This window comes from Oscillatoria nigro-viridis PCC 7112 (assembly GCF_000317475.1).
Lineage (GTDB): Bacteria > Cyanobacteriota > Cyanobacteriia > Cyanobacteriales > Microcoleaceae > Microcoleus > Microcoleus nigroviridis.
In genome coordinates this window covers 7,356,950-7,381,854 of record NC_019729.1, presented here as the reverse complement: position 1 = coordinate 7,381,854, position 24,905 = coordinate 7,356,950, and the positions used below count along the sequence as shown (strand labels likewise).

General features: G+C 45.4%; 23 protein-coding genes and 1 pseudogene. 12 read left to right on the top strand and 12 right to left on the bottom strand.

The window, feature by feature from the left end:
* Positions 1–105: 105 nt before the first annotated feature.
* The 4 genes from OSC7112_RS30615 to OSC7112_RS30600 form a co-directional block, all read right to left on the bottom strand.
* Complete coding sequence (locus OSC7112_RS30615) at positions 106–1,671, bottom strand: polysaccharide biosynthesis/export family protein (RefSeq protein WP_015179554.1); 1,566 nt, start codon at positions 1,669–1,671, stop codon at positions 106–108.
* A 129-nt stretch (positions 1,672–1,800) separates the two neighbouring features.
* Entirely contained in the window at positions 1,801–2,511 is a 711-nt protein-coding gene (locus OSC7112_RS30610; RefSeq protein WP_223300722.1) for a cyanoexosortase B system-associated protein, read from the bottom strand.
* An 8-nt stretch (positions 2,512–2,519) separates the two neighbouring features.
* Positions 2,520–3,395: a cyanoexosortase B gene (crtB, locus tag OSC7112_RS30605; RefSeq protein WP_015179552.1), complete on the bottom strand. Its 876-nt coding sequence runs from the start codon at positions 3,393–3,395 to the stop codon at positions 2,520–2,522.
* A gap of 289 nt (positions 3,396–3,684) precedes the next feature.
* Positions 3,685–4,845 (bottom strand): DegT/DnrJ/EryC1/StrS family aminotransferase, encoded by a 1,161-nt coding sequence (locus OSC7112_RS30600; protein ID WP_015179551.1) that lies wholly within the window; start codon positions 4,843–4,845, stop codon positions 3,685–3,687.
* A gap of 196 nt (positions 4,846–5,041) precedes the next feature.
* Here OSC7112_RS30600 and OSC7112_RS30595 point away from each other — a divergent pair, with 196 nt between their 5' ends.
* Positions 5,042–6,112: an aldo/keto reductase gene (locus OSC7112_RS30595; RefSeq protein WP_015179550.1), complete on the top strand. Its 1,071-nt coding sequence runs from the start codon at positions 5,042–5,044 to the stop codon at positions 6,110–6,112.
* 178 nt (positions 6,113–6,290) lie between these two features.
* Here OSC7112_RS30595 and OSC7112_RS36485 read toward each other — a convergent pair.
* Positions 6,291–7,981, bottom strand: a pseudogene (locus OSC7112_RS36485) (IS1634 family transposase).
* Positions 7,982–8,201: 220 nt separating this feature from the next.
* Between OSC7112_RS36485 and OSC7112_RS41995 the strand changes: the two are divergent.
* From OSC7112_RS41995 to OSC7112_RS30575, 3 genes are all read left to right on the top strand, one after another.
* Complete coding sequence (locus OSC7112_RS41995) at positions 8,202–8,336, top strand: hypothetical protein (protein WP_263053566.1); 135 nt, start codon at positions 8,202–8,204, stop codon at positions 8,334–8,336.
* A gap of 125 nt (positions 8,337–8,461) precedes the next feature.
* The gene (locus OSC7112_RS30580; RefSeq protein ID WP_015179549.1) at positions 8,462–9,025 is read left to right on the top strand and encodes a hypothetical protein; all 564 of its coding nucleotides are present in this window, start codon (positions 8,462–8,464) and stop codon (positions 9,023–9,025) included.
* 1,009 nt (positions 9,026–10,034) lie between these two features.
* Positions 10,035–10,223: a hypothetical protein gene (locus OSC7112_RS30575; RefSeq protein ID WP_015179547.1), complete on the top strand. Its 189-nt coding sequence runs from the start codon at positions 10,035–10,037 to the stop codon at positions 10,221–10,223.
* A 20-nt stretch (positions 10,224–10,243) separates the two neighbouring features.
* Here the strand turns inward: OSC7112_RS30575 and OSC7112_RS40375 are convergent, their stop codons facing one another.
* Complete coding sequence (locus OSC7112_RS40375) at positions 10,244–10,393, bottom strand: hypothetical protein (protein WP_190274298.1); 150 nt, start codon at positions 10,391–10,393, stop codon at positions 10,244–10,246.
* Between OSC7112_RS40375 and OSC7112_RS41380 the strand changes: the two genes are divergently transcribed.
* Positions 10,392–11,072: a DUF433 domain-containing protein gene (locus OSC7112_RS41380; protein ID WP_015179546.1), complete on the top strand. Its 681-nt coding sequence runs from the start codon at positions 10,392–10,394 to the stop codon at positions 11,070–11,072. The genes OSC7112_RS40375 and OSC7112_RS41380 overlap by 2 nt on opposite strands.
* On the opposite strand, the gene OSC7112_RS30560 is transcribed toward OSC7112_RS41380, so the two are convergent.
* From OSC7112_RS30560 to uvrB, 4 genes are read right to left on the bottom strand one after another with little or no spacing between them, the layout of a single operon-like run.
* The gene (locus OSC7112_RS30560) at positions 11,069–11,467 is read right to left on the bottom strand and encodes a DUF2281 domain-containing protein (protein ID WP_015179545.1); all 399 of its coding nucleotides are present in this window, start codon (positions 11,465–11,467) and stop codon (positions 11,069–11,071) included. The genes OSC7112_RS41380 and OSC7112_RS30560 overlap by 4 nt on opposite strands.
* Entirely contained in the window at positions 11,464–11,808 is a 345-nt protein-coding gene (locus OSC7112_RS30555) for a DUF6883 domain-containing protein (RefSeq protein WP_015179544.1), read from the bottom strand. Before OSC7112_RS30555 ends, OSC7112_RS30560 begins: the two co-directional genes overlap by 4 nt.
* On the bottom strand, positions 11,805–12,008 hold the full coding sequence (locus OSC7112_RS30550) for a DUF433 domain-containing protein (protein ID WP_223300721.1): 204 nt from the start codon (positions 12,006–12,008) through the stop codon (positions 11,805–11,807). The genes OSC7112_RS30555 and OSC7112_RS30550 overlap by 4 nt, the downstream gene beginning before the upstream one ends.
* A 16-nt stretch (positions 12,009–12,024) precedes the next feature.
* A complete protein-coding gene (uvrB, locus tag OSC7112_RS30545) occupies positions 12,025–14,037 on the bottom strand; it encodes an excinuclease ABC subunit UvrB (protein ID WP_015179542.1) in 2,013 nt (670 codons plus the stop codon).
* 179 nt (positions 14,038–14,216) lie between these two features.
* Between uvrB and OSC7112_RS30540 the strand changes: the two genes are divergently transcribed.
* Both OSC7112_RS30540 and OSC7112_RS30535 read left to right on the top strand, forming a co-directional pair.
* Positions 14,217–14,699 carry a hypothetical protein gene (locus OSC7112_RS30540; RefSeq protein ID WP_015179541.1) on the top strand — a complete coding sequence of 161 codons (483 nt, stop codon included), beginning with the start codon at positions 14,217–14,219 and terminating at the stop codon, positions 14,697–14,699.
* A 298-nt stretch (positions 14,700–14,997) separates the two neighbouring features.
* Entirely contained in the window at positions 14,998–15,690 is a 693-nt protein-coding gene (locus tag OSC7112_RS30535; RefSeq protein ID WP_015179540.1) for a histidine phosphatase family protein, read from the top strand.
* A 910-nt stretch (positions 15,691–16,600) separates the two neighbouring features.
* Here the strand turns inward: OSC7112_RS30535 and urtA are convergent.
* Positions 16,601–19,528 (bottom strand): urea ABC transporter substrate-binding protein, encoded by a 2,928-nt coding sequence (gene urtA / locus OSC7112_RS30530; RefSeq protein ID WP_015179539.1) that lies wholly within the window; start codon positions 19,526–19,528, stop codon positions 16,601–16,603.
* A 695-nt stretch (positions 19,529–20,223) separates the two neighbouring features.
* Here urtA and OSC7112_RS30520 point away from each other — a divergent pair.
* The 4 genes from OSC7112_RS30520 to OSC7112_RS30505 all read left to right on the top strand — a co-directional run bounded on the left by OSC7112_RS30520 (position 20,224) and on the right by OSC7112_RS30505 (position 22,170).
* A complete protein-coding gene (locus tag OSC7112_RS30520) occupies positions 20,224–20,430 on the top strand; it encodes a hypothetical protein (protein ID WP_015179538.1) in 207 nt (68 codons plus the stop codon).
* A 404-nt stretch (positions 20,431–20,834) separates the two neighbouring features.
* Positions 20,835–21,017, top strand: coding sequence for a CsbD family protein (locus OSC7112_RS30515; protein ID WP_015179537.1), 183 nt, complete (start codon positions 20,835–20,837; stop codon positions 21,015–21,017).
* 80 nt (positions 21,018–21,097) lie between these two features.
* On the top strand, positions 21,098–21,541 hold the full coding sequence (locus OSC7112_RS30510) for a hypothetical protein (protein ID WP_015179536.1): 444 nt from the start codon (positions 21,098–21,100) through the stop codon (positions 21,539–21,541).
* Positions 21,542–21,657: 116 nt separating this feature from the next.
* Complete coding sequence (locus OSC7112_RS30505) at positions 21,658–22,170, top strand: hypothetical protein (protein ID WP_015179535.1); 513 nt, start codon at positions 21,658–21,660, stop codon at positions 22,168–22,170.
* A 359-nt stretch (positions 22,171–22,529) separates the two neighbouring features.
* Here OSC7112_RS30505 and OSC7112_RS38805 read toward each other — a convergent pair whose 3' ends face one another.
* On the bottom strand, positions 22,530–22,910 hold the full coding sequence (locus tag OSC7112_RS38805) for a hypothetical protein (protein WP_150111635.1): 381 nt from the start codon (positions 22,908–22,910) through the stop codon (positions 22,530–22,532).
* Between the two features lie 469 nt (positions 22,911–23,379).
* Between OSC7112_RS38805 and trpC the strand changes: the two genes are divergently transcribed.
* Positions 23,380–24,279, top strand: a complete 900-nt coding sequence (trpC, locus tag OSC7112_RS30495) for an indole-3-glycerol phosphate synthase TrpC (protein ID WP_015179534.1) — start codon at positions 23,380–23,382, stop codon at positions 24,277–24,279.
* Positions 24,280–24,905 lie beyond the last annotated feature (626 nt).

The following is a 24,905-nucleotide window of genomic DNA, read 5'->3' as shown; positions in this document are numbered from 1 at the left end:
AACTTTCGGTCTGTGATTAAAACCCATATCGCCTAAGTCATTCCCCATCTTAAATCTTAAATCTAAAATCTAAAATCTAAAATGGTATGACTACCTATCATTACGTCATGGGCCGAACAGATTTTTCACCCCATTTCTCAACTGCTCAAAGAACAGAATAAATCCCAAAGTATCCCGGAATGGTCGAGTAAAAGTATTGATTACATAACCAATGCGCTCTACCAAATTCCTACCAATCACAATCACATCATTATCTTCGAGCATCGGGTTCTGAGAAACATTGCCCTCCAAAGCAGCTTTAGCATCTATCGAACGGTTGATTGCTCTACCTTGCTTTTCGTCGAACCGAATCAGGGCTATTTTCCGCAAGTCAGCAAGATTAACAGGCAAGTTGTTGAGAGCATCCAAAAACCTGCTGCCATTTTCTACGTAGAACGAGGTCAAACCACCACTAGCGTAACTCAAAACTCGAACGTAGATCCTCGGCTTAATCAGAGTAGACCGCGAAACCAGAGCTTTGTCGTAGTCTAGGTTTTTGGTACTGGCGTCCAATTCCGGGATGACAATCACATCTCCCGATGCCAAAGGAACATCGAACAAATCGTTAGCGTTTGCTAAGGGAGTGTAGAGGTCGATTGGTTGTTCCACCGAGGAGCCGTCCATCAGCGTCCGCCGCACTCGCACCTCCCGCAAATCGGCTTTTCCCGTGACTCCCCCCGCAATCGCCAAAGCAGCCGAAATTCGACCAGAACCCGCCGGAAGCGTGTAAAAACCGGGTTTGCTGACTTCTCCGGTGACAGTGATTTGGACGGGGACAGCAGCAGCAGCGAGGCTGTACCTGGATGCTAAATCTCGATCGGATTTGCTCGCGGGCGTAACCTGTTTATACGGTACGACGATCGCATCTCCATCTTCCAAACGCAAATCCGGCGGAGCAATACCAGTTTGCAACGGTGTCAAAATATCAACAACTTGCTCCGCGACAGCACCGGAAGGCAGAGTCCGCCGCACCCGCACCCCTCGCAGTTCCGCCGTAGGATTAGTCCCAGCAGCAGCCGCCAAAGCAGCAGGAAGCTGGGGGGTTTGCAGCGGATAAAAACCCGGTCTGGCAACTTCCCCCGTCACCGTCACCACTACTGGGCGCTGAACCAGCAAAGCAGCCGAGACTTGAGGATTTTTGATAAATTGGCCAAAGCGCTCCCGGAGGCGCTGCTGTGATTCTTCGACAGTAAGACCGCGCACATTTACTGTTCCGATTAGCGGCAGTACAATGACCCCTTCAGGGCTAATTGCACCCGTAAAACCTAGCTCTGGGAAGCGCTGAACTTGAACAGAAATCTGGTCTCCCGGGCCCAGGCGGTAGGGCCGATTCCGAAAAGCTGGGTTAATATCCCGGTTGAAATTGGCAGGCGGCGGTGGCGGTACACGCAATGGCGGTGGCGCCGCGAGTCCCTCGGAACCAGGAACAACAGATTGAGCTAAAGCCGTTTCCGAAAAATTTTTGCTATTATTAAAACCCCAGAATACAGCAGCAAAAGATAGAGTCCAAGCAGTTGAATGCAGACCTGCCAAGGAGAAAGCAAGGCGATTTTTAATAGTGAATTTTTCCCGCATTTTCCGACGATTTAAAAAAGTATTATTTTGAATAATAGCCTGACTTGTAAGTTTCATCTAAATATAGCGACGAGAAAAAACAATAAGATGTTTTAGGGGCGATTTGAATCAGGATATTTACTAGGAAGCAGTTGATTTTGGCAAAATCCGCGCACCCCCTAGACCGATTTATTTGCACCTACCTGCTTACTCAAACCGAAAAGTTTCTGTAATTAATTTAGCCTGGACACTTTCGGCAAGAGATTCCAGCAATGGTTGAGCTATCTTAATGTCGCCCTGCGGTTGAATGGGAAGGATGATACTGACAGCAACCCAAGAAGCGCGGCGGTTCGACAGTCTAGCAATGCTGTCTTCCCAAAACCAGCGACTGGTTGCTGGAGAACCCCCGTTAGGCCAAGCGTACCACTGCACGACAGCAAAAGTTTGTTGGGGAGTCCAGCTTCGGAAAAACCTCGCCTCGACATTAGGCGGTGGCTGGCCGGGTATTGGTGCTAATTTAACTGTAAACCTCAAAGTGCGATGAGAATCGGTTTGCCACCGATGAAATCCATCGATATCTAGCCATTCTACCTGCGGCTGGTTTTTGGGGTAATTTTGAGGCAACAGCAATAAAATGGCAATTGTTCGATCATTTTTAATTTCTTCAACTAACCATCTGTGAGCACCAATTTGGACGTTATTCTGAACGGCTATAACCTGCCACCCAGGAATTTTTATCCCGTTTTGGTGCAAACTTTTTAATTGCTTGATGTTGGCAAGAGTTGGTTGGTTTGTCCAAGGCCACCTTCCAGTCGCGTAGCCGGGAATTGCTACTGCCCCAACTAATACCAGCAAAAACACCAGTACCATAATTTTAGATAATTGATACCGCCGCAGTAGTTTGTGTGCTGAAATCATCTGTTTCATTAATTGCCAGACTGACTTGGAAAATACTTTTCCATCCCGTTGAGGAGAAGTACCAATAACCCTAGTATACAAGCAGAATACAAATCTCCGCCCCATTCGGCGTGTAGCCAAGTAAAAAGCGCCTCTCTGTCGGTTCCGTGAAAGTAAGTTAGTACAGTGTTGCGGAAAATGTTGGAAGTGATGCTAATAATGGATGTCATCACTAAAAACAAAAGGCTTTTTTTGCGGGAAATCCAAACTCCCGTCCAATCCAGCAGAATTAAGCTGACGTAAAGACTGGTAAACAGCATTTTCAAGCCTGCACAGTGCGGAGCAACTTCTACGATGCGCTCGTTCACGTACAGATAAATTTCTTCCACTCTCACGTTGATACCAACCTTAATTAATATCCAGCCTGATGTTTCGGCAATGAATTGCTGCAAGGGCAAGGCGTAGGGTTCTATAAGGTAAGGAATGTGGTTGGGCGAGGCCAGAAATACGAATAAAAGCGGCATCGCCTGCAATTGCAAGCCGGGAATTCCTTTTAAACATAAGCAAATGCTGGCCAGCATTACGGGGAGGGATAAATTTACTAAATCGCTCAAGCGACTCAGATAAAAAAGCGTGGCTAGTACCAGCAAAAAGCCTCCCAAAGGATGCGGTGAGTTGGGCAAGCTGCGCCAGCACTTTCGGTTCATCAAAGCAATATAAGCTGCGTAGGGCAAACCAATTAGTCCGTGGCTGAAATATTCGTGTTCGATGCTGATGCTTTTGTTCAACCAGCCGTCGTACCAGTGTACTAGCAGGGGGGCGTACAGCAGCACTAGGAGCACCGTGATACCTTCCCCCAGGAGGTATCGCTTGAAAACAATGCGAATTTTGCGCTGGATGTGCATGGTTTGAGAAGTTTTAAGATTGCCGCGCTGGATTCGCAACGCTTTGGGGTTTTAAACTGTCAATTAAAGATTTGTTAATTCCTGACATCAGGCATCAATATCAATAAAGGACTCTCGCGCAGGGTGGGGGCGGGTTTATTTAACCTGTCTGCACCCTTTAAAGCTATTGGTGAACCCACCCCTACGGGTTTTTGATATGGGTGCCTGATGTGAGTTAATTCCGAACTTAAATGCTTTTATAACTGCACTCTACTGCTGGAAACAGGTTCAGCATAACTTTTACGAACAATTAGCAATTCAATGATAGTTCGATCGCCCGAACAACTTGCTCGATCTGAGTATTGCTCAATCCGGGATACATTGGCAATGATAAAATCTGCTCGCACAGGGTTTCGGCGCGGGGGAAGTCGCCCCGATTGCCTAAGTTTTGGTAGGCGGGTTGCAGGTGACAAGGTACGGGATAGTGTATACCTGTTTGAATGCCGTGTTGGGCGAGTTTTTCCTGAAGGGTGTTGCGGTCGATCCTCTTCGAGGGCTTCGCTAACGAGCTTTCCTCAGTAATTTTGATAACATACAGGTGATAAATGTGACCGCTGCTGCTGTGGTTGGCGATGGGTACAATGCCTTTGTGTTTCAGGGGTTCTAATAGAGTATTGTAGTGTTGGGCGGCGGCGGCGCGATCGCGATTCCATTGTTCTAAGTAAGGCAATTTAACATTGAGCACGGCAGCTTGCAAATTGTCGAGACGGCTGTTGGTGCCGATTTCTGTGTGCAAATATTTGCTGGGTGCTCCGTAATTGCGGAGAGTTCGCATTTTTTCTGCGAGCTCTGCATCGTTAGTAATTAACATCCCGCCGTCGCCAAAAGCACCGAGGTTTTTGCTGGGATAAAAGCTGAATGCTGCTGCTTTACCAATGGAACCCGCGCGGTATCCTTCTCTTTCGGCTAAGTGCGCTTGGGCGGCATCTTCAAATACGATCAAATCGTGGCGGTTCGCAAAATCTAAAAGCTGCCGGGGCGACACCATTTGACCGTAGAGGTGTACGGGGATAATTGCTTTAGTTTTCGAGGTAACTGCTGTGGAGGCTGCTGTGAGGTCAATCAGGGCGGTTTCCGGGTCGCAATCTACAAGAATAGGTATAGCTTTGGCTTGGAGGACGGCGATCGCGGTGGCGATAAAAGTGTTAGCGGGTATGATAATTTCGTCGCCCGGATTAATGCCGCAAGCTTGAAGTCCCAGAGCGATCGCATCTGTTCCGCAAGCCACTCCTACGCCGTATTTTACTCCAGAAGCTGCTGCAAATGCTGTTTCAAATTCGGTCAGTGCTTGACCTAAAATAAAATCTCCTTGCTCGATAATTTTTCTAATTGCTTCTGTTATTTGGGATTGGATTGGTTGGTGTTGCAGGGAGAGGTTGACAAACGGAACTTTTAGCGGGCGGTTACTCATACATCAGAGGAATACGAATTATTTATATTAACATTTAAGTGCGAATATTTTTTGATTTATTAAACCGCAGAGGGCGCAGAGAGCGCAGAGGAAAAGAGGAAGAGAGGAGAAAGCAGATCGCACTTTTCAGGAGCTGTCAATTAAATCAAATTTTTTCGGTAATATAGAATCAGATTATTTGCCAGCGATCAAACTCATGGAATACAAAAAACTAGGCGACAGCGACTTATCAGTATCTGCAATTTGTTTGGGTACGATGACTTACGGCCAGCAGAACACCGTGGCAGAAGCGACCCAACAGCTCGATTTTGCGATCGATAGAGGCATCAACTTTATCGATACGGCTGAAATGTATCCCGTCCCTGGAAAACCGGAAACTCAGGGAAAAACAGAGGAATATATCGGCGAGTGGTTGGCGAAACAGCAGCGGGATAAAGTCATTATAGCTACTAAAGTAGCGGGCAGAAGCACTCGCCGATTCAACTGGATTCGGGAAGGGAAAAATCAGATCGATCGCCCAAATGTCGAAAAAGCCCTGAATGACAGCCTGAAGCGCTTGCAAACCGACTACATCGACCTGTATCAGATCCACTGGCCCGATCGCTACGTGCCGCTATTTGGCGCGCCGGATTACGACATCGCCCAAGAACACGAAACTGTACCGATTTTGGAACAGTTAGAGGTATTTGCTGATTTGATTAAAGCTGGAAAAATCCGCTATTTGGGTTTGAGTAACGAGACGCCTTGGGGAGTTTGCGAGTTTTGTGAATTGGCGGAAAAACACGGGTTGCCGAAGGTTGTTTCGATTCAGAATGCTTTCAGTTTGACCAATCGGACATTTCACCTGAATTTAGCAGAAACTTGCCGTTTTAAGAATGTGGGATTGATGGCTTACAGTCCTTTGGGGTTTGGGCTGTTAACGGGTAAATACTTGAATGGAATTCCCGAAAATTCTAGGTTGGCTTTATTCGCGGGATTTGGTCAGCGTTACGATAAAACTAATCTGAATGATGCGGTGAAAGCCTATGTTGAGATTGCGGGGAAACATGGGATAAGTCCGGCGCAGATGGCTTTGGCGTATGTGCGATCGCGCTGGTTTGTCACGAGTACAATTATCGGTGCAACCAGTCTCGAACCCACATTCCGCACCCTCAACTGGCACACACGCAGTTGGGGTGCTCCGTCCGAGTCTCTCGTCCGAGATAATAATCAAAAATACCCGCGACCTGTTGGGTCACAATCGCATCGACCTGTTGGGGCAAGTTGAAAATTAACTGCTTTCGGGCAAATCCTAGATTCTCGATATCTAACAACACCTTCATCCGTCATAATTAACTATTAATCGACAGCAGATATTTCCAGCAGCCTGATAATTACACATCACTACTGAATCAAATATTTATGAAATTTCTGTCAGTTTTGCTCATCAAACAAACTGCTCGATCTCAGATTAATAAATAATAAGACTTACAGGAGAGCGGCAGCAAGTTCAATATAGCCATTCGCTCGGCTGTTAAATTAGAAATTTGTTGAATCCCTTGTAGGCTCACCAGATGAATTGATTGAAATATCTGGCAAATCCAACGGAGCGTCGGTCGATTAGTTTGTTTGCCCAACTGATTTTTCAATTGGGAATTAGTGCGTTGCAAACTGTGACGCAGTAACCTTTGACCTAAAGTATAGACTAACAAACACAAACCCATTACCAATGCCAAAGCTTCGATTCTTTCCGGCGACTTGAGAAATACACTGTCCGTAAAAAACAGCGGATCTTTCAAGAACCCAAACCCTCTTTCTGCTGACTGCTGTTCTTTGTATTTCACAATCATATCGTCAGGCTCTAATTGCTGAGTTTCCAGCACATTAGTGGCGAGAATAAACCTGCCACAGGCTTTGGTTTCTTTGGCGATCGCACCTGTATCTGGTTCCAGTTTTGCTTGAACTTTAAATCTCTGTTTCGAGCTGGATTTCTCGCGAGCATTTGGATCGTTAGTATTAGTCTTTACTGTAATTTCTTTGCTACTAACTTGGGTGATATTGTAAAATTTTAGTTGTTTGGATAAGCGATGAGCTGCGGCGGCAGCGTCGGCGGCACAAGCAAATTCAATTTTTGAGAGTTCTTGCAGTTTATTCTCAGCTTCAGCCTGGGCTTTTTTGAGTTTTTTTTCGAGTTTTTGTTCGGTCTGAATCGCGTCGCAAACTGCTCTCTACTACTAGCCATCTTTGTTCAATTCCACCATAATTACTTTTGTGTTCTGACCAGCTATCCACTCACAGAACTGGGGGTAAATTCTGCTTCATTTAACTGAGATACCAGTTGCTGCGCTTGCTTGATACTCAACGGTACGCGGGTTAACCATCTTAAATTGGTTAACATTTCTAAGTTAGGAGCTGAATATAATGCACTATCTGCAACCATTAAACTGTCAAGGTTTAACTGTTGTTTAAACTCCTGACAAATTGATGCGAATATGGCTCGATCTGATTCATTTCCCGAACCCACCCGTAAAAATAGCGGTACATCTCCATCGCTACTACAAATTAAATCTAAAATGAATTGTTTTAAGTCGGGTCTGCGATCGCGGGAGTAGCCGTAGGTAATCTTAATTGGCACGGCAGATGACACGGGTTTAGTTGACTCGCTATCTTCGCTATCTTCGCTATCTAGCGCCGTTTCTGGCTCGATAACAGATACAGATGGTAGCTCGGATTCGTATTTGCCATGCAGGTGAAAGGAAGTTGAATCTAAATGGGATGTCTCTGTATCGAGCTCAAATTTTTGAGCTGCTGAAGCGGCAATAGTTGTAAATATTTGGCTGCTGCCTGCTAAATATAGCTTGTCTAATACTCTACCTAAACGGTATTCATTCAGGTGTGATGCTTGAATACCTTCACCCATTAAATGTTCGAGCGCTTTGCCTTCAAAAAATTTAGGAAATAAGTATAATGGAGCGGAAACAAGCCCTAACCCATTGATAATCATTGCTTTGACTGCTAGACCTGGACTGACAATCTCACCCGGTTGTTCCCCTACTAACTCATTGATTTTTTGGACAATTTCTATTTCATCAACTAGACCTGCTATTAAACCAAGATGGTCGAGGTTAGAGACGGCGAGTTCAGTTGCTTGATGCACGGGTTTCATTCGATCGAGCGAATTGTTTGCTACTTGAGTTTAGACTATTTTTATCCTCCGCGTCGCACGGGGGATAATTGGTTTTTGTTGTTAATTTACACGCTCGTACATTTTCCAACTGAATCGATCGCTTGCTCGATCACCTGACACGGCAGGCGAGAGTATTTCTACTCATCTAGAGCCGACTGATCGACTCGGACGGGGCACCCCAACTGCGTGTGTGCCAGTTGAGGGTGCGGAATGTGGGCTCGAACAGTTGGAGGAAAATATCGGTAGTTTGGATGTGAAATTGGATCGGGATATCGTAGCGGAAATCGATGCGGTGCACGCTAAGTATCCTAATCCCACGCCTTAATCCTAATTAGTAGGTTGGGTTGAGGAAGCGAAACCCAACTTATCTCTTTTCTAAGATCGTGTCTATGGTTTATGGTTATCCTGTACATTATTCAATTTTGTCCTAATTAAATAGGAGTATTCGCCATGAATAGTAGTCAAAAATTTGATATTAGATTAACAGAGCGTTTCTTAGAAGACTGGGCAGATCCTCCCGAAGACCCATTAGGAGAGCTTTCTCATTTTGAAATGGGATGGCGATGTTTCTGTTTTGAATACAACCATAAAGTTTTCATAGAAATAGGTGATGCTCAAAAAGAGGTATTTTTAGATCCAGATATCTGTATGATGATTGACAATTACTTTCCCAAGGAAATTGCGAAGCTATCGCAAGGTAAACCAATAGAAATAGACTTTGGTGAGAGTTGGTTCACTATTATGTTGCTACCGATCGACAATAAGATTAACTGCACTTGGATTAAGTTTGGGACTTCGTGCTGGGAAAAGCAGTTTGAGTTCGATCGCACTCACGTATTAGATGTGCTGAGAGGTTTTCTTGAGGAAGTGATGCAGCTAGCTGTAGATAAGGGTTACATCACAGCCGAGGAGAAGGATGAGTTTATTAGTCCGGCTTTTTCTGGCAATACCGATGCTGTCGCGATCGCCCATCCGCTACCTGACGGGGTGACAAAGCGCCTGAAACCTTTATGAGTAAAGCGTTAAGGGTCCTGAACATCCAAAAAGATATCAGCGATTATGACTTGCTTTTTGACAATTATGATAGTAGCGATCGCCGCCGTTCCTTATTCTCCGTTATCTACCCCCGAAAAAGTCGTAATCACACGCACATATCTTTTTTGAGGCAGATCAACTCAAACCCTTGTCTAATATATCTTTCAACTTGCTTGTCACCCCGTCAGGTATTGTAAATCTCAATCCTATTTTAGCTTTTTAAATATTAATCATTTTAGCAAATTAGCTTTTTAAATATTAATCATTTTAGTAAACAAGTATTACTGTATTTTAGTAAACAAGTATTACTGTATTTTAGTAAACAAGTATTACTGTATTTTAGTAAACAAGTATTACTGTATTTTAGTAAACAAGTGTTACTGTATTTTAGTAAACAAGTGTTACTGTATTTTAGTAAACAAGTGTTACTGTATTTTAGCAAACAAGTGTTACTGTATTTTAGCAAACAAGTATTACTGTATTTTGGTAAACAAGTATTACTGTGTTTTAGTAAACAAGTATTACTGTGTTTTAGTGAACAAGTATTACTGTGTTTTAGTGAACAAGTATTACTTAGTAAACAAGTATCCTAGGCTGCTTGCAATAACCGACTACGATCCCGCGATGACACTCAGTTTCAATCCCTAATTTTTCCTGATTAAATATCAAAAAATGACTTGACAATTGACCGGAAAACCGTTAAAAATAAATAACGCCCCTACACCTGCAAGTGATAGGGACGCTCTGTTGTAATTCAGAATCTAGAAGCGACTGCACTGACCTGTATCAAGCCGCTCTAAAGATTCTTGTCGCAGACTTCTGCAATTGATCAGCGTAGATCTGCGTGCATCTGCGGTTCAAAGTAGTAAAAACGAAAAAGGCCGTCTGAACTCGTAATTCAGACAGAACCCTCGTTTTGGCTAGAAAACTCAAGGTGGTTTGAACTCTTAACTTCAGACCACCAACAGCACACCTAACCATAAAATATATGTCCCAACATTTTAGCGCAAAAGATGGACAATTTCCTAACCCTTTAGGCTGGCAAGTCCGTACCATGCTGATTGCTATAGCCCAACTGGTAGTCAAAGGCAGGGGCATAGTTAACCCGCCAGACTTTGGCCGCCTGAGTAATGACCAAATTTACGATTTCATAGCTAAGTTTGGACAAGCTCAATAGCTATGTAACCTTTCTGATGATTAGCGATCAGACAACAACTTATCCGATCGCGAATCAGCCCAAAGGTTAGGAATCTGGTAAAAAGTACGATCGCCCTTTCCATCCAAAAAATAGGACAATGGTAAAGGGCGATCGCACTTCACCTTAAAATCTTTCTCAACTAAACCCATGAGTACAATTCGCTTACAACTAGCCGAATACTTGAAATGTCGAGGTTTCACCCCCGAAAACTTAGTCGAAGCTGTGGGCGAAACACTCAATCCTGAAACCGTATACCAACTGATCGAAAAAGCCGAAAACCTCAGCCACCTAGACTTATCCGTCCTAGCCACAATTATAGATGGCTTGAGCAAACTCAATGGTTTTCCCGTTGGCATCGCAGAAGTGCTAATATTTTTTCCTGACATTTCCGAGGAAACATTGGCAAAATCGACTTGGCGTCAGCTTTACCTCGTCGATAATGAAATTCCCCCTTATGATTGGGGAGATGTAGACCCGATGAAACTTGGTCAACCCGTGCGCTATATACCGGGACTTGGAATAGTAATTCTGGACAATGAAAGTGCAACGACTAGCAAAGAAAATATCCAGCAATTTACTAGAATTACCTCCGATTCAGAATTCATGGCGGGAAAACCTTGCATTCGCAACTTACCCATAACTGTTGAGACTATCATCTCAATGATGGCGTCTCACTATTCGACAGCAGAAATACGCCAAACTTATCCAGAACTTGAAGAAGAAGACTTTAAAGAAGTTCTAGCCTATGCTGCGTGGCGGATTAAAGAAACAAACCTCCTTGACATTAGCAATAAAAAGATAGAGAAAATTTGTGAGTCAGCTACCTAATACGATCGCACTTTTTGCTGTTTTTCCTGCAAAAACTCCGCAAAATCGCAGACTTCAGCCACTAACTCGTCAGGTAAATTATTTAAAACCGACAGTAAATGCTCTCGAATCCCCATCATTTGGTCGGCAGATTTTACTAATTGCAACTGATGCGGATAAACTGTTTCAACACCAATGGTTTGCATAAATGCTCCAGGTTCATGCTGAGTTGCAGGCACAAAATCCCCGCCAACTTCTGCTTTCACCCATCCGCCAAATAATTCTACTAAATAAGCTTCACCATTCTTGAAAACCTCAACAATTGTCCCGGCTGTTTGTGGCGGTGCAATCTCGCCATCAGCCAGGGCGACTGCTTCGGTTAAAGTCACTGCATCCAATAACTGAAATTTGCTCATTGCTGTCTCCCAAAGCGTTGAGGAAATGCGGTAACAAATCTAGCAATATCTTCACCAAATAAAACAATCCAACCTGTACGGATTTGCCAAGATACTCCCGATCGCCCTGTAACTAAAATAATAGCTTGGTAGCGTTCTCCATAGTCATTCTGTCCGACTGGCTGTAACAATTCTAGCGAGATTTGGGCTATAATTGCGTCTCGAATCGCCTCCGGTGACTCAAACCCCATCACCTCCCGCCAGAATTTCTGCTTATCTCCGCCTACTCCTGCTTCCGCGGCACTGCTGAAGAGATATTGGGCCTTAGCAATGGGAAACTCTAAACGAGCGGGTGCATTCATAGCATTGAGGTTGAGAGTTGATACTGGAGACTAGCTTTAATATCCTCAGCTTCCAAATAAGGATAAGCTGCCAAAATTTCCTGTACACTCATCCCATTTGCTACTAAACTCACTACCAAAGAAACAGTGATTCGCATTCCTCGAATGCAAGCTCTTCCTCCCATAATTTTTGGATCGAAGGTAATGCGATCGAACATCATATCCTCCCACTCTTCCTTAATGTCCCAATAGCTTATCCCGCAAATGCTTGATCCGATCGCGCAATTTACCCGCCTCCTCAAACTCCAACTTCTTAGCCGCCGCCTTCATCTGCGCTTCCAACCGCCCGATTAACTGAGGAATCTCATCCAAAGATAAGTCGTTTACCTGTTCGTAAACCTCCTCCAACTGCTGAGAATTCAGCTTGCGCGACACATCCAAAAATGCCAAAATCGCATTACTCGATCGCTTTTTGGCGATCGGCTGTGGCGTAATCCCGTGCATCTTATTGTACGCTAGCTGAATCCCCCGGCGCCGATCCGTTTCGTCGATCGCCTTAACCATACTATCCGTCAAATTATCCGCGTACAAAATAGCCTGTCCCTGAACGTGCCGCGCCGCCCTTCCAATCGTTTGAATCAACGAACGTCCCGATCGCAAAAACCCCTCTTTATCCGCATCCAAAATTACCACCAGCGAAACTTCAGGCAAATCCAAACCTTCCCGCAGCAAGTTAACACCAATCAATACATCAAACTTACCATCCTGCAAATCTTGGATAATTTCGATGCGTTGAATCGACTGGATTTCCGAGTGCAAATACCGCACTCTAATTCCCCTTTCCTGCAAATATTCGGTTAAATCTTCCGCCATCCGCTTGGTTAAAGTCGTCACCAAAACTCGCTCGTCCCGACTTACTCTCTCCTTAATTTCCCCCAACAAATCATCAATTTGTCCTTCCGTCGGGCGCACGAAAATAGTCGGATCTATTACTCCGGTAGGGCGAATTACTTGCTCTGCAACTCTGCCTTCAGATATTTCCATTTCCCAATCCCCAGGCGTAGCCGAAACAAAGATGCACTGATTCTCTTTTGCCCAGAATTCCTCTGCTTTTAAAGGGCGGTTATCTGCCGCGCTGGGCAAGCGAAAACCGTGTTCTATCAATACTTTTTTGCGCGCTTGGTCGCCGTTGTACATCCCCCGAATTTGCGGCACTGTGACGTGAGATTCATCAATCACCAACATCCAATCTTTCGGGAAATAATCAATCAAACATTCTGGCGGTTCCCCCGCATTTCTCCCTGCTAAATGCCGCGAATAATTCTCGACTCCGTTGCAGTAACCTACCTCGCGCAGCATTTCTAAATCGTAGCGCGTGCGCTGTTCCAAACGCTGAGCTTCTAAGAGTTTACCCTGTTTTTCAAATTCTGCCAGTCGGTCTTCTAATTCGAGTTCTATCCCTTGACAAGCTGCCTCTAATTTATCTTCTGCCGTGACAAAGTGGCGCGCTGGATAGATATTTAAAGCCGTTGAACTTTGCAGGATTTTACCAGTTACCGGGTCAACGTAGCGAATGGCATCGATTTCGTCGCCGAAGAATTCAACGCGAATAATTCTATCTTCGTAAGCGGGGCCAATTTCCAAAACATCGCCTTTGACGCGAAATTTGCCTCTGCCTAAATCTATATCGTTGCGGCTGTATTGGACGTTGACTAAATCGCGCAAAACTTGCCGCTGGTTGACTTCCATTCCTACTTGCAAAGGAATAGCTGCTTTCAGGTATTCTGCGGGCATTCCCAAACCGTAGATGCAGCTAATTGAAGCAACTACAATTACGTCGCGGCGTTCAAAGAGCGATCGCGTGGCGGAGTGCCGCAACATATCGATCTCGTCATTAATTGCGGCTGTTTTCTCAATGAAAGTATCGGTGACGGCGATGTATGCTTCAGGTTGGTAGTAGTCGTAATAACTGACAAAGTATTCGACTGCATTGTTCGGGAAAAAATTTCGCAGTTCGTTGCACAGTTGAGCTGCCAGGGTTTTGTTGTGTGCTAGGACTAAGGTGGGTCTGCCGACTTTTTCAATCACCGAGGCAATGGAGAAGGTTTTGCCCGTACCTGTGGCACCGAGTAAGGTTTGAAATCGATCGCCCGCTTCGATGCCTTTGACAAGTTGCTCGATCGCTAGCGGTTGGTCGCCTGTGGGCTGGAAGGGCGCTTGCAATTGAAAAGATGCTGCCGCAGTTACCATAGGAAAATGTAGCTATTACCCATAAATCTTAACAAAAATGCAGAGATCGTGCAATTCGTTCAGAAAATAGTTAGACTTTGTAATATTATTTTAATCATCGGCCGAAATAGAAAGCAGAAAGCCAAGAAAAGCAGTTGTCCGAACCCAGCAATCAACAGCAATAAGCGAGGAAAAGAATTATGGATACGAGCAGTACAGGTACAGGCAAAGGCAAAGCGATCGCCCGCCGCGGCAAAGGCGGTTCCAAAAGCCAAGCGGCAGAACCCACGGATGCCAAAGCAACAGGAATTCAACTGTATCGGCCGCAACTCCTGCATGACAACCGCCCCGTCGGCCCAGACGATTTTACCATCAGCGAGACCGTCTCGATATCGGGGAACCGCCCGATCGGCGCCAGCACCCTGCACATCAGCGAAACCTACGGCATTGTAGCCAATCGCCCGGTCGAATCCAGCGACTTTGAAGTGGTTGCGACAATGGGCAACCGCCCGATCGGCTCCAGCGCCATGCAAGTCAGTGAAATGTTCAGTATGTCCGGTGCTCGCCCTATTGCCATCAGCACTCTGCACATTGATGAAGTTTACTCCACAATGGGAGGAAACCGCCCCATTGCCTCAAACGAAATTGACGATAGCTCAACATTAATGGGCTTCTTAGATTAATTAGTCATTGGTCATTAGTTATTAGTTTTTCGCTGTTAACTAATGACTAATTAAACTTTTTTAGACAAGTTCTTGACAAAGGCGATCGAGCAATTGAATCGTCTAAAATGATTTATTTAACTCTGCTAATTTTAACAATCTGCGTTGCTAATTGATGGTATGAACGACTCAATCTGCAAAAAATGAAACAAGCGCCTCAGAACATCTTCGGAATTTCCAAATTATATATTTTCCTACCGTGATTCAGCAACACCCTTGAAGTGATTTTCACCCATTAAATGAGAGGGAATATCAAACCGTGTCTATCTGGATTATTCGTCACGGTCAAAGTCAATCCAATGCAGGGTTGGCAACTATTGGACCGCATGAAAATGCCTTAAGTGAATTGGGCGATCGACAATCAAGATGTATTCCAACCGCCGTTAAACAAACTCCAGACTTGATTGTGACTTCACCTTATCTAAGAACACAACTCACTGCTCAACCATTGATTCAACAATTTCCACATACACCCGTTGAGGTTTGGCAAGTTCAGGAATTTACCTATCTAGACCTACAGTTCGACCAACCAACCACAACCCAGGCTCGCAAACCTTTGAGCAAAGCTTACTGGGACCGCTGCGACCCTGAATATGTCGATGGACCCAACGCCGAATCGTTGGTTCAACTGATGGAACGAGTCCGAACTACCCTCAACCAGTTACAACAACAATCGGGTTTTGTAGTTGTCTTTTCACATGGATTTTTTATCAAAGCAATGCTGTGGCAGATTTTGGCTAACCCAACGGTAATTGATGCCGTTGCGATGAATCGGCTTTTAGGATTTTCGCGAGGATTTCCAGTACCGAATGCGTCAATTTTGCAGGTGGAATTTGATTCAGATGGGATAGCTCATTGGAGTTCCTTCATCACCAATCATCTGCCACCGGAGCTAGAATCTGCAGCACCCGATGCAACTGCGGCCAGCGATGCAGGCGATCGACCCTCGTAACCTACCTTCACTAGAACAATGCCCCAACTAACGCCAGAGTGGCATTGCTGATTTATGGTATGAACTACTCAATCTGCACAAAATGAAACAAGCGCGTCAGAACATCTTCGGAATTTCCAACTTATCTATTTTCCTAGTGTGATTCAGCAACGCCTAACAATCCTTTCGCCATTGTTAAATACATCAACTGGGTCAGGAAAAGCACGAGCGAAAAAGCGCTGCAAATCTCTATTCCTCATGCGGTCACAGGTTAGCCAAAGAATTTGATTTCGCTGCCAAAGCGAACTACTCAAGCCACAAAATCTCACTTTTTAGTTACAACAAAAGTATCCGAGCCGTTGGCAGGAGTTCGATTAAATATTTTAATATTTTTGGTGATTGATAACAGTTATAGCAGAAGACCTTCCGCAGAAAACTCTCCCAGTAAGAATTTTAACAATCAATAACGTCCTCAGCGTCTTCGCGGTTGCTATAACTGTTATATCAATTCCAGTAGCATCGGAATAGTAAAATCCAGTCAACAGTCAACAATCACGGACCCTGCAACCGGAATAAATCTAATTCATCTGCGTTAATCTGTGTTTATCTGCCTGTATCTGCGGTAAAAAAAGAGAATGTATTAACCGCCCCGGAGAAAGGATTGACACTGATTCACGCAGAGGTCGAGAATAGAGATAGGAATAATTCCGATGCTAACAGATTCGATATTAATAGTTCACAACAGTTAATACCTCATCTTTCACATTTCAGAGTTCAATGGCTAATAACTGCTGATATAGTTTGCGGTTACATCGGTATTGTTTAAATGTCTAAACAGTCAGTTGTTCCGAAACCATAATTTTAGTCAACAGCCAACAGTTAACAGTCAACAATATCTTGCTCGTGCAACCAGAATAGATATGACTAATAACTACTTCCTCAGACTCTGATATTTACTCAATAAAGCAGCAAAGCGCTTGTAATCCACAGGCTTCCTCACATACTCCGCCGCTCCCAATTCCCAACCCTGATTTTGGTCGTCCAAAAAAGTTATCATAATCACTGGAATATCAACCAAATCTCGATCGGCTTTCAATGCCGACAGCACCGCCCAGCCGTCCATACTCGGCATCATCACGTCCAGAATAATCGCGTCGGGCAGCAACTCCTTAGCCAACAGAAGCCCCCCTTGACCGCTAGCCGACGATCGCACCCGAAATCCCTGTTTAGACAAGCAGCGGGTCATCAAATCCCGCGCGTCTGGATCGTCGTCAATCACCAGCACAGTAGCAGCATCGGGGAGATCCAGCGGTTGCGATCGCACTGCTTTTTGCTTCGCTTCAGCCGCCGCTGCACTCGTTTCTAACTCCTCGGAAGACTTCGGCTGCATTTCTGCGATTTCTCGATCGTCCTGGGCTTCTTTCGGGCTTGTAACCGCAATCGGCAACCGGATCGTAAAAGTAGAACCGCAATCAAATTCGCTCTCAACGGTAATGTCTCCGCCCATCATCTGGCAAAACTTCCGGCTAATTGTCAGCCCCAAACCGGTGCCGCCGTATTTGCGGGTAGTAGAATCGTCTGCTTGGGTAAAAGCTCCGAACAGCCTCGACACCTGATCCTCAGTCATGCCGATGCCGGTATCGGTTACTTGAAAAACGATCGAAGGCTGTTGACACCGAGAAGGATCTGCCGAGAGTTCTTCGGAATTGTCGATCGGCAAAACCTCCCCTTTTTCCTTCCAAACATTAATCGTAATTTTGCCTCGATCGGTAAACTTAGCAGCATTGCTCGCCAAATTTAACAGCGCTTGCCGCAGCTTCGACGAATCGGAGTAGATCGTGCCAATATTGCGATCGCAATTGACGATCAAAGTGTTGCCATTTTTCCCTAGCATGGGTTGAACAGTAGTGACAACCTGCTCGATCAAATCCCACACCTCAAAATTCTCCAAGAAAAGAGTCATCTTTCCTGCTTCAATTTTAGAAATATCCAAGATGTCACTAATAATGTAGAGCAACTGCTTGCCTGCGATATTAATGCTTGCCAAATCCATCACAAACTCTTCTTCGCCGAGTTCCAGAGCCTCTTCTTGCAGCAGCTCGCTGTAGCCGATAATCGCATTCAAAGGCGTCCGCAACTCGTGAGTCATATTTGCCAAAAAAGAGCTTTTCGCCCGGTTGGCAGCTTCGGCAGCATTCTTGGCGATTTCCAATTCGGCCGATCGTTCCTCTAGCTGCCGCTGTCGCACTTCCAAACCGTTGAGCAAACTGCTAATTTGCTGAGCCATTGTATTGAGAGTAGAAGATAGCACGCCGATCGCGTCATTAGAAACCACAGGCGATCGAGCCGTCAAATCACCGCTCGCCATCTGTTCGGCAGTTTCCCGCAGCCAGCCGAGATTCCGAATAATTGCCGACACCGACACAAAAGCCACTATCCCCGCGATCAAACTCAAACCCAAAGCCCCCATCAGCCAGTGCTGAGTGCGGCTCGCCACCAAGAGAGTTTGCTGCACCAGCACCGCCATAGCTGCCTCGGGAACCCCCGCCGCCGGATCGGAGGCAGCCTCTATTGTCAGCAAATAGTTCTTCATCTCCACAGAACCCATCCACCCGACTCCCACCGCCATCCAAGTTATCAGTACCAAGATGACAAACAGCCCGCTCAAAGACGCCCGAGTTCCCAGAGAAATCCCCCTCGTAGCAAGTGGCGCCGCCCAAGGATAGGCTTTGAGAAAAGGATCTGGTTGCACCGGTGCGCCGGAATTCCAAATCTCCTCAATTTGACCGTCCACCCTCACCTTGCCAATCCGCACTGTTTTCCAGATATGCTGCGTTTGGCCATCTATTTTTACCTTGCCCGAAGGCGCTGCAAACTCAATATTTTTAGCAGCCGCCCTGACTTTAACCGCATTTGTCGAACCAGCTTTTTCTACTGCTTGCTTCCACAGGTAAACGCCCAAATAAGCCGCTTCGATCGGGTCATCGGTGACTCGATTTTCCCCGTATCGGGCTTTATAAGCCTTGACAAATTTACGATTTTCCGGTGTATCAACCGTTTGAAAATAGTTCCATACCACCAAATGTCCAGCAATATTGGACGGCCCGATCGATCGCACTTCCTCTTCTGCTACGCTGACCGACATCACCGGCAAATCCTCGGGTTTCACGCCCGCTTCCCGCAACTTTTGGAAAAAAGCCACATTGCTGTCGCCGTTGAGAGTGTTGAGAATAGCATCTGGTTTCACTGCTAAGATATGTGCGATCGCCTCGCCCACTTCCCTCGATCCCAACGGCAGATACACTTCCCCCGCCAACTCTCCCCCCAGTGCCGCCAGTTGAGCTTTCACAATCCGATTTGCCGTGCGGGGAAAAATATAATCCGAGCCCAACAGGAAAATTTTCCGCTTTCCCTGTGCCAGCAAGTAATTCACCCCAGGCACAATCTGTTGGTTCGGGGCAGCACCAGTGTAGAAAATATTCGGACACTGTTCTAGCCCTTCATACTGCACCGGATAGAACAGCAACCCTTGGCCCTGCTCGAAAACCGGCAGTACAGCTTTGCGGCTCGCCGAAGTCCAACAGCCAAATACCACCGCCACCTGCGCTTCTAGGAGCAATTGCTTAGCTTTTTGAGCAAAAGTCTGCAAATCGCTGCCTCCATCTTCTATCACCGCTTCCAAGGGGCGTCCGAGCACCCCTCCCGCCGCATTAATTTCCTCAACAGCCAACAGCGTCGCATCTTTAACAGAAATTTCGCTGATGGACATCGTGCCCGTCAGCGAATGCAACACGCCTATTTCGATCGGCTCACGAGTCGGGCCGGCTGCTTCGAGGGGGTTACTGCTCCTTGCTCCCATAGGGTTTTAGATAATTTTTACTAATAACAGAAATTTTAGTTCGATCCTGCTGGAAGTTAGCCTTGACGCTAACTCTTGTTTAGCAGATTATTTAACCCGATCGCCACAAAACTTGGGAATTGGTGCATCCTGTTGATTTTAACGGTCAAACTTTCCCCATAGACTTAAGTCTGCACTAAACTGCCTCCCATTTCTCTCTTCATCTTTTACCGATGTCCAAAGGGGAGCATCTCATATTTGTAAAAACACTCCTTCTAGCTCCTTCCTTCTGACTCTTTCCTCGCAGCAAGAGGGCTTCGCAGCAAGAGAGCCTCAAAACTCCAATTTCTAGCTGGGCTGCTTTCATTGAGATGCTCCCTGTCCAAAGAGCCTCATACAAAAACATTTGACCCTTAATGCCATCCCGCGCGCTGCAGAACAATTCTCCCCCCTCCTCGCCTTTTCCCAACTCATTCACTGCCCGCGCCTTGCGACTCACCAAGCAATCTCACGCACTATTCCCCTTCCCCTATCTCCTTTCGGGCTAATGCAAGTTTTCGTAATTTATCTTAACTATAAAACTCCAAACTCTTCACCAGCCTCTATCTCCCTTCAGGTAGAGGGAAGTCTTCGTGATTTGCGTTATCATAAATATAAGGTTAACTTCTAAGTACCCTTGTTAAAAAAAATTTTTGCAAACAATTGAGGAAAAACTAATGAATAGTCAAGAAAACACGACCCATACTGGCAGCGAAAATCAAGTCACGCTACCCAAATCCAGGGAAATATTACTCGGCGAGGAAACAGAAAAAGCCCTCGGTCAGCAAAAAAAAGAAGATGCTCAAACTAGGCGCGCTGTCGAACAGTTGAAAGAAGAACTTCAGCACAAAATAGATGAAGAATGTCATCACAAGGTAGATTAAACCTAATAGGTTTTTTTTCGGGTGTGGGTCAGATGCGGTCTTGCCCACACTCGTCTTGGGAAGGCAGAAGCCAGAATTCAATTAAGAATTAAAATAAAAAAATAAAATCAAAAAAATTTATTAGGAAAAAAGCAGTCTTGGGTGTACGGCCGATCGTACACCATTTTTTTTAACATAAATACTGCATGGCAACCCCTATAAAAGGTAAAAAAAACAAAAATAAAGTAGGAAAGTTGCAGTTGGTTCAAGAGAGAAAATACCTGTTCCCTATTCCCTATTCCCTATTCCCTATTCCATTTGTTATTCATTGTTTCTTCCTAGAGGTAGAGTGCAACGCAGCTCCTAGTTACCTATGATGAGTTTAAGTAAAAAATGTCTGATTAGATACAGATAGGGAGAAACCCATGAGCACTAAAGATAGAGCAAAGGCAACTGGCAACAACATCGCAGGCGCTGCTCAAGAAGCCCTAGGCAATGTTACTGGCGATCCGAAGGATAAAGCAGAAGGCAAAGCCAAGCAGGCAAAAGCTGAAGCTGGTCACGCGATCGAAGATGTAAAAGATGAGATCAAAAAGAAACTAGACTAAGCCTAATACTAATTGAAAGGGTCGTCGAGCAATCTGACCCTTTCAATGATTCCAAATGTTTGAGGAACGGAGGAAAAAAGGTGAGTTTATTGCAGCAGAGTCGCAAAATAATTGCGGGCGTACTTTTGGTATTAATGCTGGCAGTTACTACTGCCTGCGCGCCCAGCGTTTCAGCTCAAAAACCGACTGATGTACCTGTAGCAATTGGTGGCGCTCAGGGTTATTACGCGCAGCTAGAACGCGGGAATACCGTCGCAGGTCAAGATTTTGGTAAATGGGTAACATTGACGGCTCAGGGGCTGGTTCAGGATGCTTACGTGCGCGACAATAACAAATTGGGAGTTGTAATTACCCCGCAAGTTCGCCCTACTGAAGTGAAAGATTTGGCGAAATCTTTAGCACAAGGTTTTCACCGCAATTTCCCGAATCAGGATGTAAGTGTTTTGGTTTACGCTCCTGACAAAAAACTGATCTTGACTGCTAAGTACGACCAGCAATCAAATCAGATTGACTACAAGTCTTGACCGGGTTAGCAAGCTTAAATGATAGCCGCGTGGCGGTTTAATATTCGGCAGTTTTTTGAAGGCGAAACCATCTCAATTTAAGACTGAAATGTTGTGTAGATTGGAAGAGAGTTACCATGAGTAGCAGCGATAGTTACAAGCGTCAAATCATGAGCGATTTGGCCCAGGGAAATCGAGAAATGATGCCGGAGACAACCGGTGAAGAGTACCAAAATTTTGACGACTTTGCTCAGAGAACTTCGCCCGATCAGCGCAAACAATTATTCGGGCGTTCTCTGAATCACGACTCCCTCCCGCCGGCGCAGTTGGAACCGGAATTGCAAAAGGCGATCGCCCAAATTAAGCCAAACGAACTCGACGACGTGGCGCGGGAATTCTTCAAGCATTTGGGCAAGAGAGGATTGAACGATCGCCAATTGGAAAAGCAGCTAGGACTTTCTACCCACCACGCCAGCCGCATGAATGCTGACGATGTTACCAAGTTGGCCTCGTTTACATATCACAATCACCCGGATATTTTCCGAGAAGTGCTGGCAGAACAGCCGAGTTTGATGAAGTTTTTGGGAAATCCAGTTGTTGCCGCTATTTTGGGAATAGTTGCTGCTAAATGGCTCAACAACCGCAAATAGTCTCGGATTCAAACAAGCTTCAAAGCTGATTGTACGTGCCGCAAATAAAAGGACGATCGCCCGGGCGATCGTCCTTTTATCTTTTACAGCATCTTCCAAGTTTATGAAGTACAGTAGCAGCAGCTTGTAAACCAGTTTTTGAAGTGCTTAGTATTAACCAAATAAGCGTGCAGTAGCAATTAAAATATCCACTATCTTAGTAGTGGTTGGCGAGAACAGACTTAAAAAAGCTTTCAGTTGTGACTACCATAATTCTATCGGATTAAAGTCCGGAGAATACGGTGATAAATTGAGGATAGTGGCGCCAGCAGATTCAATCAAGGGTTTAACCGCCGCCAGAAGAGTTGGCTGGAAGATTATCAATTAACCTCGACGGCACTATCCCCTAAATTTGGCACTAAAAAGTGTTCAATGAAAACGGAAAATGCCTTGCCATCCATAGACCCATCTATGGTCATTATTCCTACTACTTTTTTTAAACTTATTGCTCCGAAAACTGTGATTTTTGCACCCAGCTCAAATGGTTTTAAGTCGTAGACTATACCACCATATCCTGAGCGAGCGCGGGTTCGTGTCAACCCCAATAAAATGCCCATTTTATGCCAAAAAATGAGGTTTTCAGGGTCAACATTTTTCAATTTATCCCAATATTCACCCCTCAGAATTTGCACTCTTTCAGTAGCCCCCTGACTACTGCGTATAGTCTTTTTTTTTGCGTCAATTTTTGTTTTGTAGTTCACGGCACATCAGGCTGAGGCTGACAGCTTCGTTGTAGTTCCAACGCCAATATTCACTTGGGCTCTGACAACGATGCTCTCCGGATATTTTTCTACCATCTGGATCGCTTCAGTTGTGCGCTGCAAGTAACACACTTTTGGCGGTTCCACCCTGTTTTCTGGGTTGAACGTGACCAGTCGTTTGTTTTTGTTTTAAGATTTTTTGAACAAACCCTTTACTCACATCAAATCAGGCGGCTACTTTCCTAATTGATATATCACCTTGTTCCTAGATTTTAACTATTTTGTCACGCAATTCGATTGAATAAGGTTTCATTTTTTTCGCTTATGTACTAAAGACACTGTATCATATATACATGGAATCTGCTGTGTCTTTAGCTGGCACGCATTAGCTCTCAGGCGAGGAGGATTTACTCTAACCATTATATAATTACGTTGAAACTTGTGACGATCGCCCTTTATCCCCCTTATCATGCTTCAAATCCGCCGCCGTCCCCCCAGCACATCAGTCTCCGTCCTCTACCTCAGCTACCAAATCGCCGTACCCGACGCCGCACCCCAGCACATCCTCGAAGAAATTGTCTGGGAAAAAGAAGCTGAAGTAGCCCAAAAGCGCGATCGCACTCCCTTATCCGAACTTCAGAAAAAACTCCCCTTTGCACCGCCAACTCGCGACTTTCTTGCCGCCCTTAAAAACGGCAAAACCACACCCGCTATCATCGCCGAAGTTAAAAAAGCTTCCCCCAGCAAAGGCGTAATTCGCGAAGATTTCGACCCAGTGGCGATCGCCCTAGCTTACCAACAAAACGGCGCTAGCTGCATCTCCGTACTTACCGATGAAAAGTTCTTTCAAGGCAGTTTCGACAACCTCGCTAAAATCCGTGCCGCCGTCGATTTACCCTTACTTTGCAAAGAGTTTATAATCTATCCCTACCAAATTTATCTTGCCCGCATTCACGGCGCTGATGCTGTATTGTTAATCGCAGCTATTCTATCTGACAAAGACTTACAATACTTTGTAAAAATTGTCAAGGCTTTGGGGATGACAGCTTTAATCGAAGTTCACACTCTCGAAGAACTCGATCGAGTATTAACCCTAGAAGGCGTTAACCTGATCGGCATCAACAACCGCAACTTAGCAGACTTTTCCGTCAGTTTAGAAACCACCAGCCAACTATTAGCCTCCCGCCACACCGAAATCCAAGCGAAAGGCATCCTCACAGTCAGCGAGTCAGGAATCCACACTCCCGCCGACCTAGCTAAAGTTGCCAGCGCCGGAGCCCAGGCCGTCCTCATAGGCGAATCTCTGGTCAAGCAGCCCGATCCGGGTGCAGCTTTAGCCTCGCTTGCCGATCGCCCTCCCAGCCTGTGAAACGCGAGACTGCTTGACAAACCACCCTTAATTCTGATAAAAAATGATTAAGTAGGTAAATTAATGAGAATTTCTAGCCTGTATCGACTCAAGCGCTTGACTGTAAAAAAAATAGCACTCAAAGCTATATTGCAGAGAAATATTTTGCCAGAAAGCAATTAAATCTATTCTGTAAGCCTGTCGATCGCAAGATTTAGCGTGTCCAACGCACCCAGCCCCGAATATGCGATGATCGGCAAAGCAGGGGTTGCTGTACGGTTAGAAAACAAATAAAAAATCGGGCATCTAATGTTCACCTGTCAGGAACCTCAGCTATAAGGCATGAGGCTTGTAAGAGAAATCAAACAAGCCGTTCTGACCAGCCTAAGTCTTAACTGACTACGTTTTTTGAGTCACGATACCGGAGAATGCGAAGCTAGTTTTCCGCTCTATCGTTGAAAGTTAAACAGTTCTAAGGTCACTGGAACAGTGCTTTCAGCCTAAAAAGCTCTCAAAACATTGGCGAAGCTAACTTTACCCCGCAAGGGAGTTTTGGAGACAACCATATCTCCACGGAGGGGCAACTATACCCCTCCTTCCCGAAAGGGAATATACAGCCGTCCTATAAGGACGGGGTTTCTACTCAT

Bases quoted from the DNA above. Each gene is read 5' to 3' on its own strand.
- OSC7112_RS30520 (WP_015179538.1), top strand. From the start codon at position 20,224: ATGAATAGTCAAGAAAACACGACCCATACTGGCAGCGAAAATCAAGTC.
- crtB (WP_015179552.1), bottom strand. From the start codon at position 3,395: ATGCACATCCAGCGCAAAATTCGCATTGTTTTCAAGCGATACCTCCTG.
- OSC7112_RS41380 (WP_015179546.1), top strand. From the start codon at position 10,392: ATGAGTACAATTCGCTTACAACTAGCCGAATACTTGAAATGTCGAGGT.
- OSC7112_RS30550 (WP_223300721.1), bottom strand. From the start codon at position 12,008: ATGATGTTCGATCGCATTACCTTCGATCCAAAAATTATGGGAGGAAGA.
- OSC7112_RS30575 (WP_015179547.1), top strand. From the start codon at position 10,035: ATGTCCCAACATTTTAGCGCAAAAGATGGACAATTTCCTAACCCTTTA.
- OSC7112_RS30580 (WP_015179549.1), top strand. From the start codon at position 8,462: ATGAATAGTAGTCAAAAATTTGATATTAGATTAACAGAGCGTTTCTTA.
- OSC7112_RS30615 (WP_015179554.1), bottom strand. From the start codon at position 1,671: ATGAAACTTACAAGTCAGGCTATTATTCAAAATAATACTTTTTTAAAT.
- uvrB (WP_015179542.1), bottom strand. From the start codon at position 14,037: ATGGTAACTGCGGCAGCATCTTTTCAATTGCAAGCGCCCTTCCAGCCC.
- OSC7112_RS30505 (WP_015179535.1), top strand. From the start codon at position 21,658: ATGAGTAGCAGCGATAGTTACAAGCGTCAAATCATGAGCGATTTGGCC.
- OSC7112_RS30560 (WP_015179545.1), bottom strand. From the start codon at position 11,467: ATGAGCAAATTTCAGTTATTGGATGCAGTGACTTTAACCGAAGCAGTC.
- OSC7112_RS30600 (WP_015179551.1), bottom strand. From the start codon at position 4,845: ATGAGTAACCGCCCGCTAAAAGTTCCGTTTGTCAACCTCTCCCTGCAA.
- OSC7112_RS30610 (WP_223300722.1), bottom strand. From the start codon at position 2,511: ATGATTTCAGCACACAAACTACTGCGGCGGTATCAATTATCTAAAATT.
- trpC (WP_015179534.1), top strand. From the start codon at position 23,380: ATGCTTCAAATCCGCCGCCGTCCCCCCAGCACATCAGTCTCCGTCCTC.
- OSC7112_RS40375 (WP_190274298.1), bottom strand. From the start codon at position 10,393: ATGGGTTTAGTTGAGAAAGATTTTAAGGTGAAGTGCGATCGCCCTTTA.
- urtA (WP_015179539.1), bottom strand. From the start codon at position 19,528: ATGGGAGCAAGGAGCAGTAACCCCCTCGAAGCAGCCGGCCCGACTCGT.
- OSC7112_RS30595 (WP_015179550.1), top strand. From the start codon at position 5,042: ATGGAATACAAAAAACTAGGCGACAGCGACTTATCAGTATCTGCAATT.
- OSC7112_RS30540 (WP_015179541.1), top strand. From the start codon at position 14,217: ATGGATACGAGCAGTACAGGTACAGGCAAAGGCAAAGCGATCGCCCGC.
- OSC7112_RS30515 (WP_015179537.1), top strand. From the start codon at position 20,835: ATGAGCACTAAAGATAGAGCAAAGGCAACTGGCAACAACATCGCAGGC.
- OSC7112_RS30555 (WP_015179544.1), bottom strand. From the start codon at position 11,808: ATGAATGCACCCGCTCGTTTAGAGTTTCCCATTGCTAAGGCCCAATAT.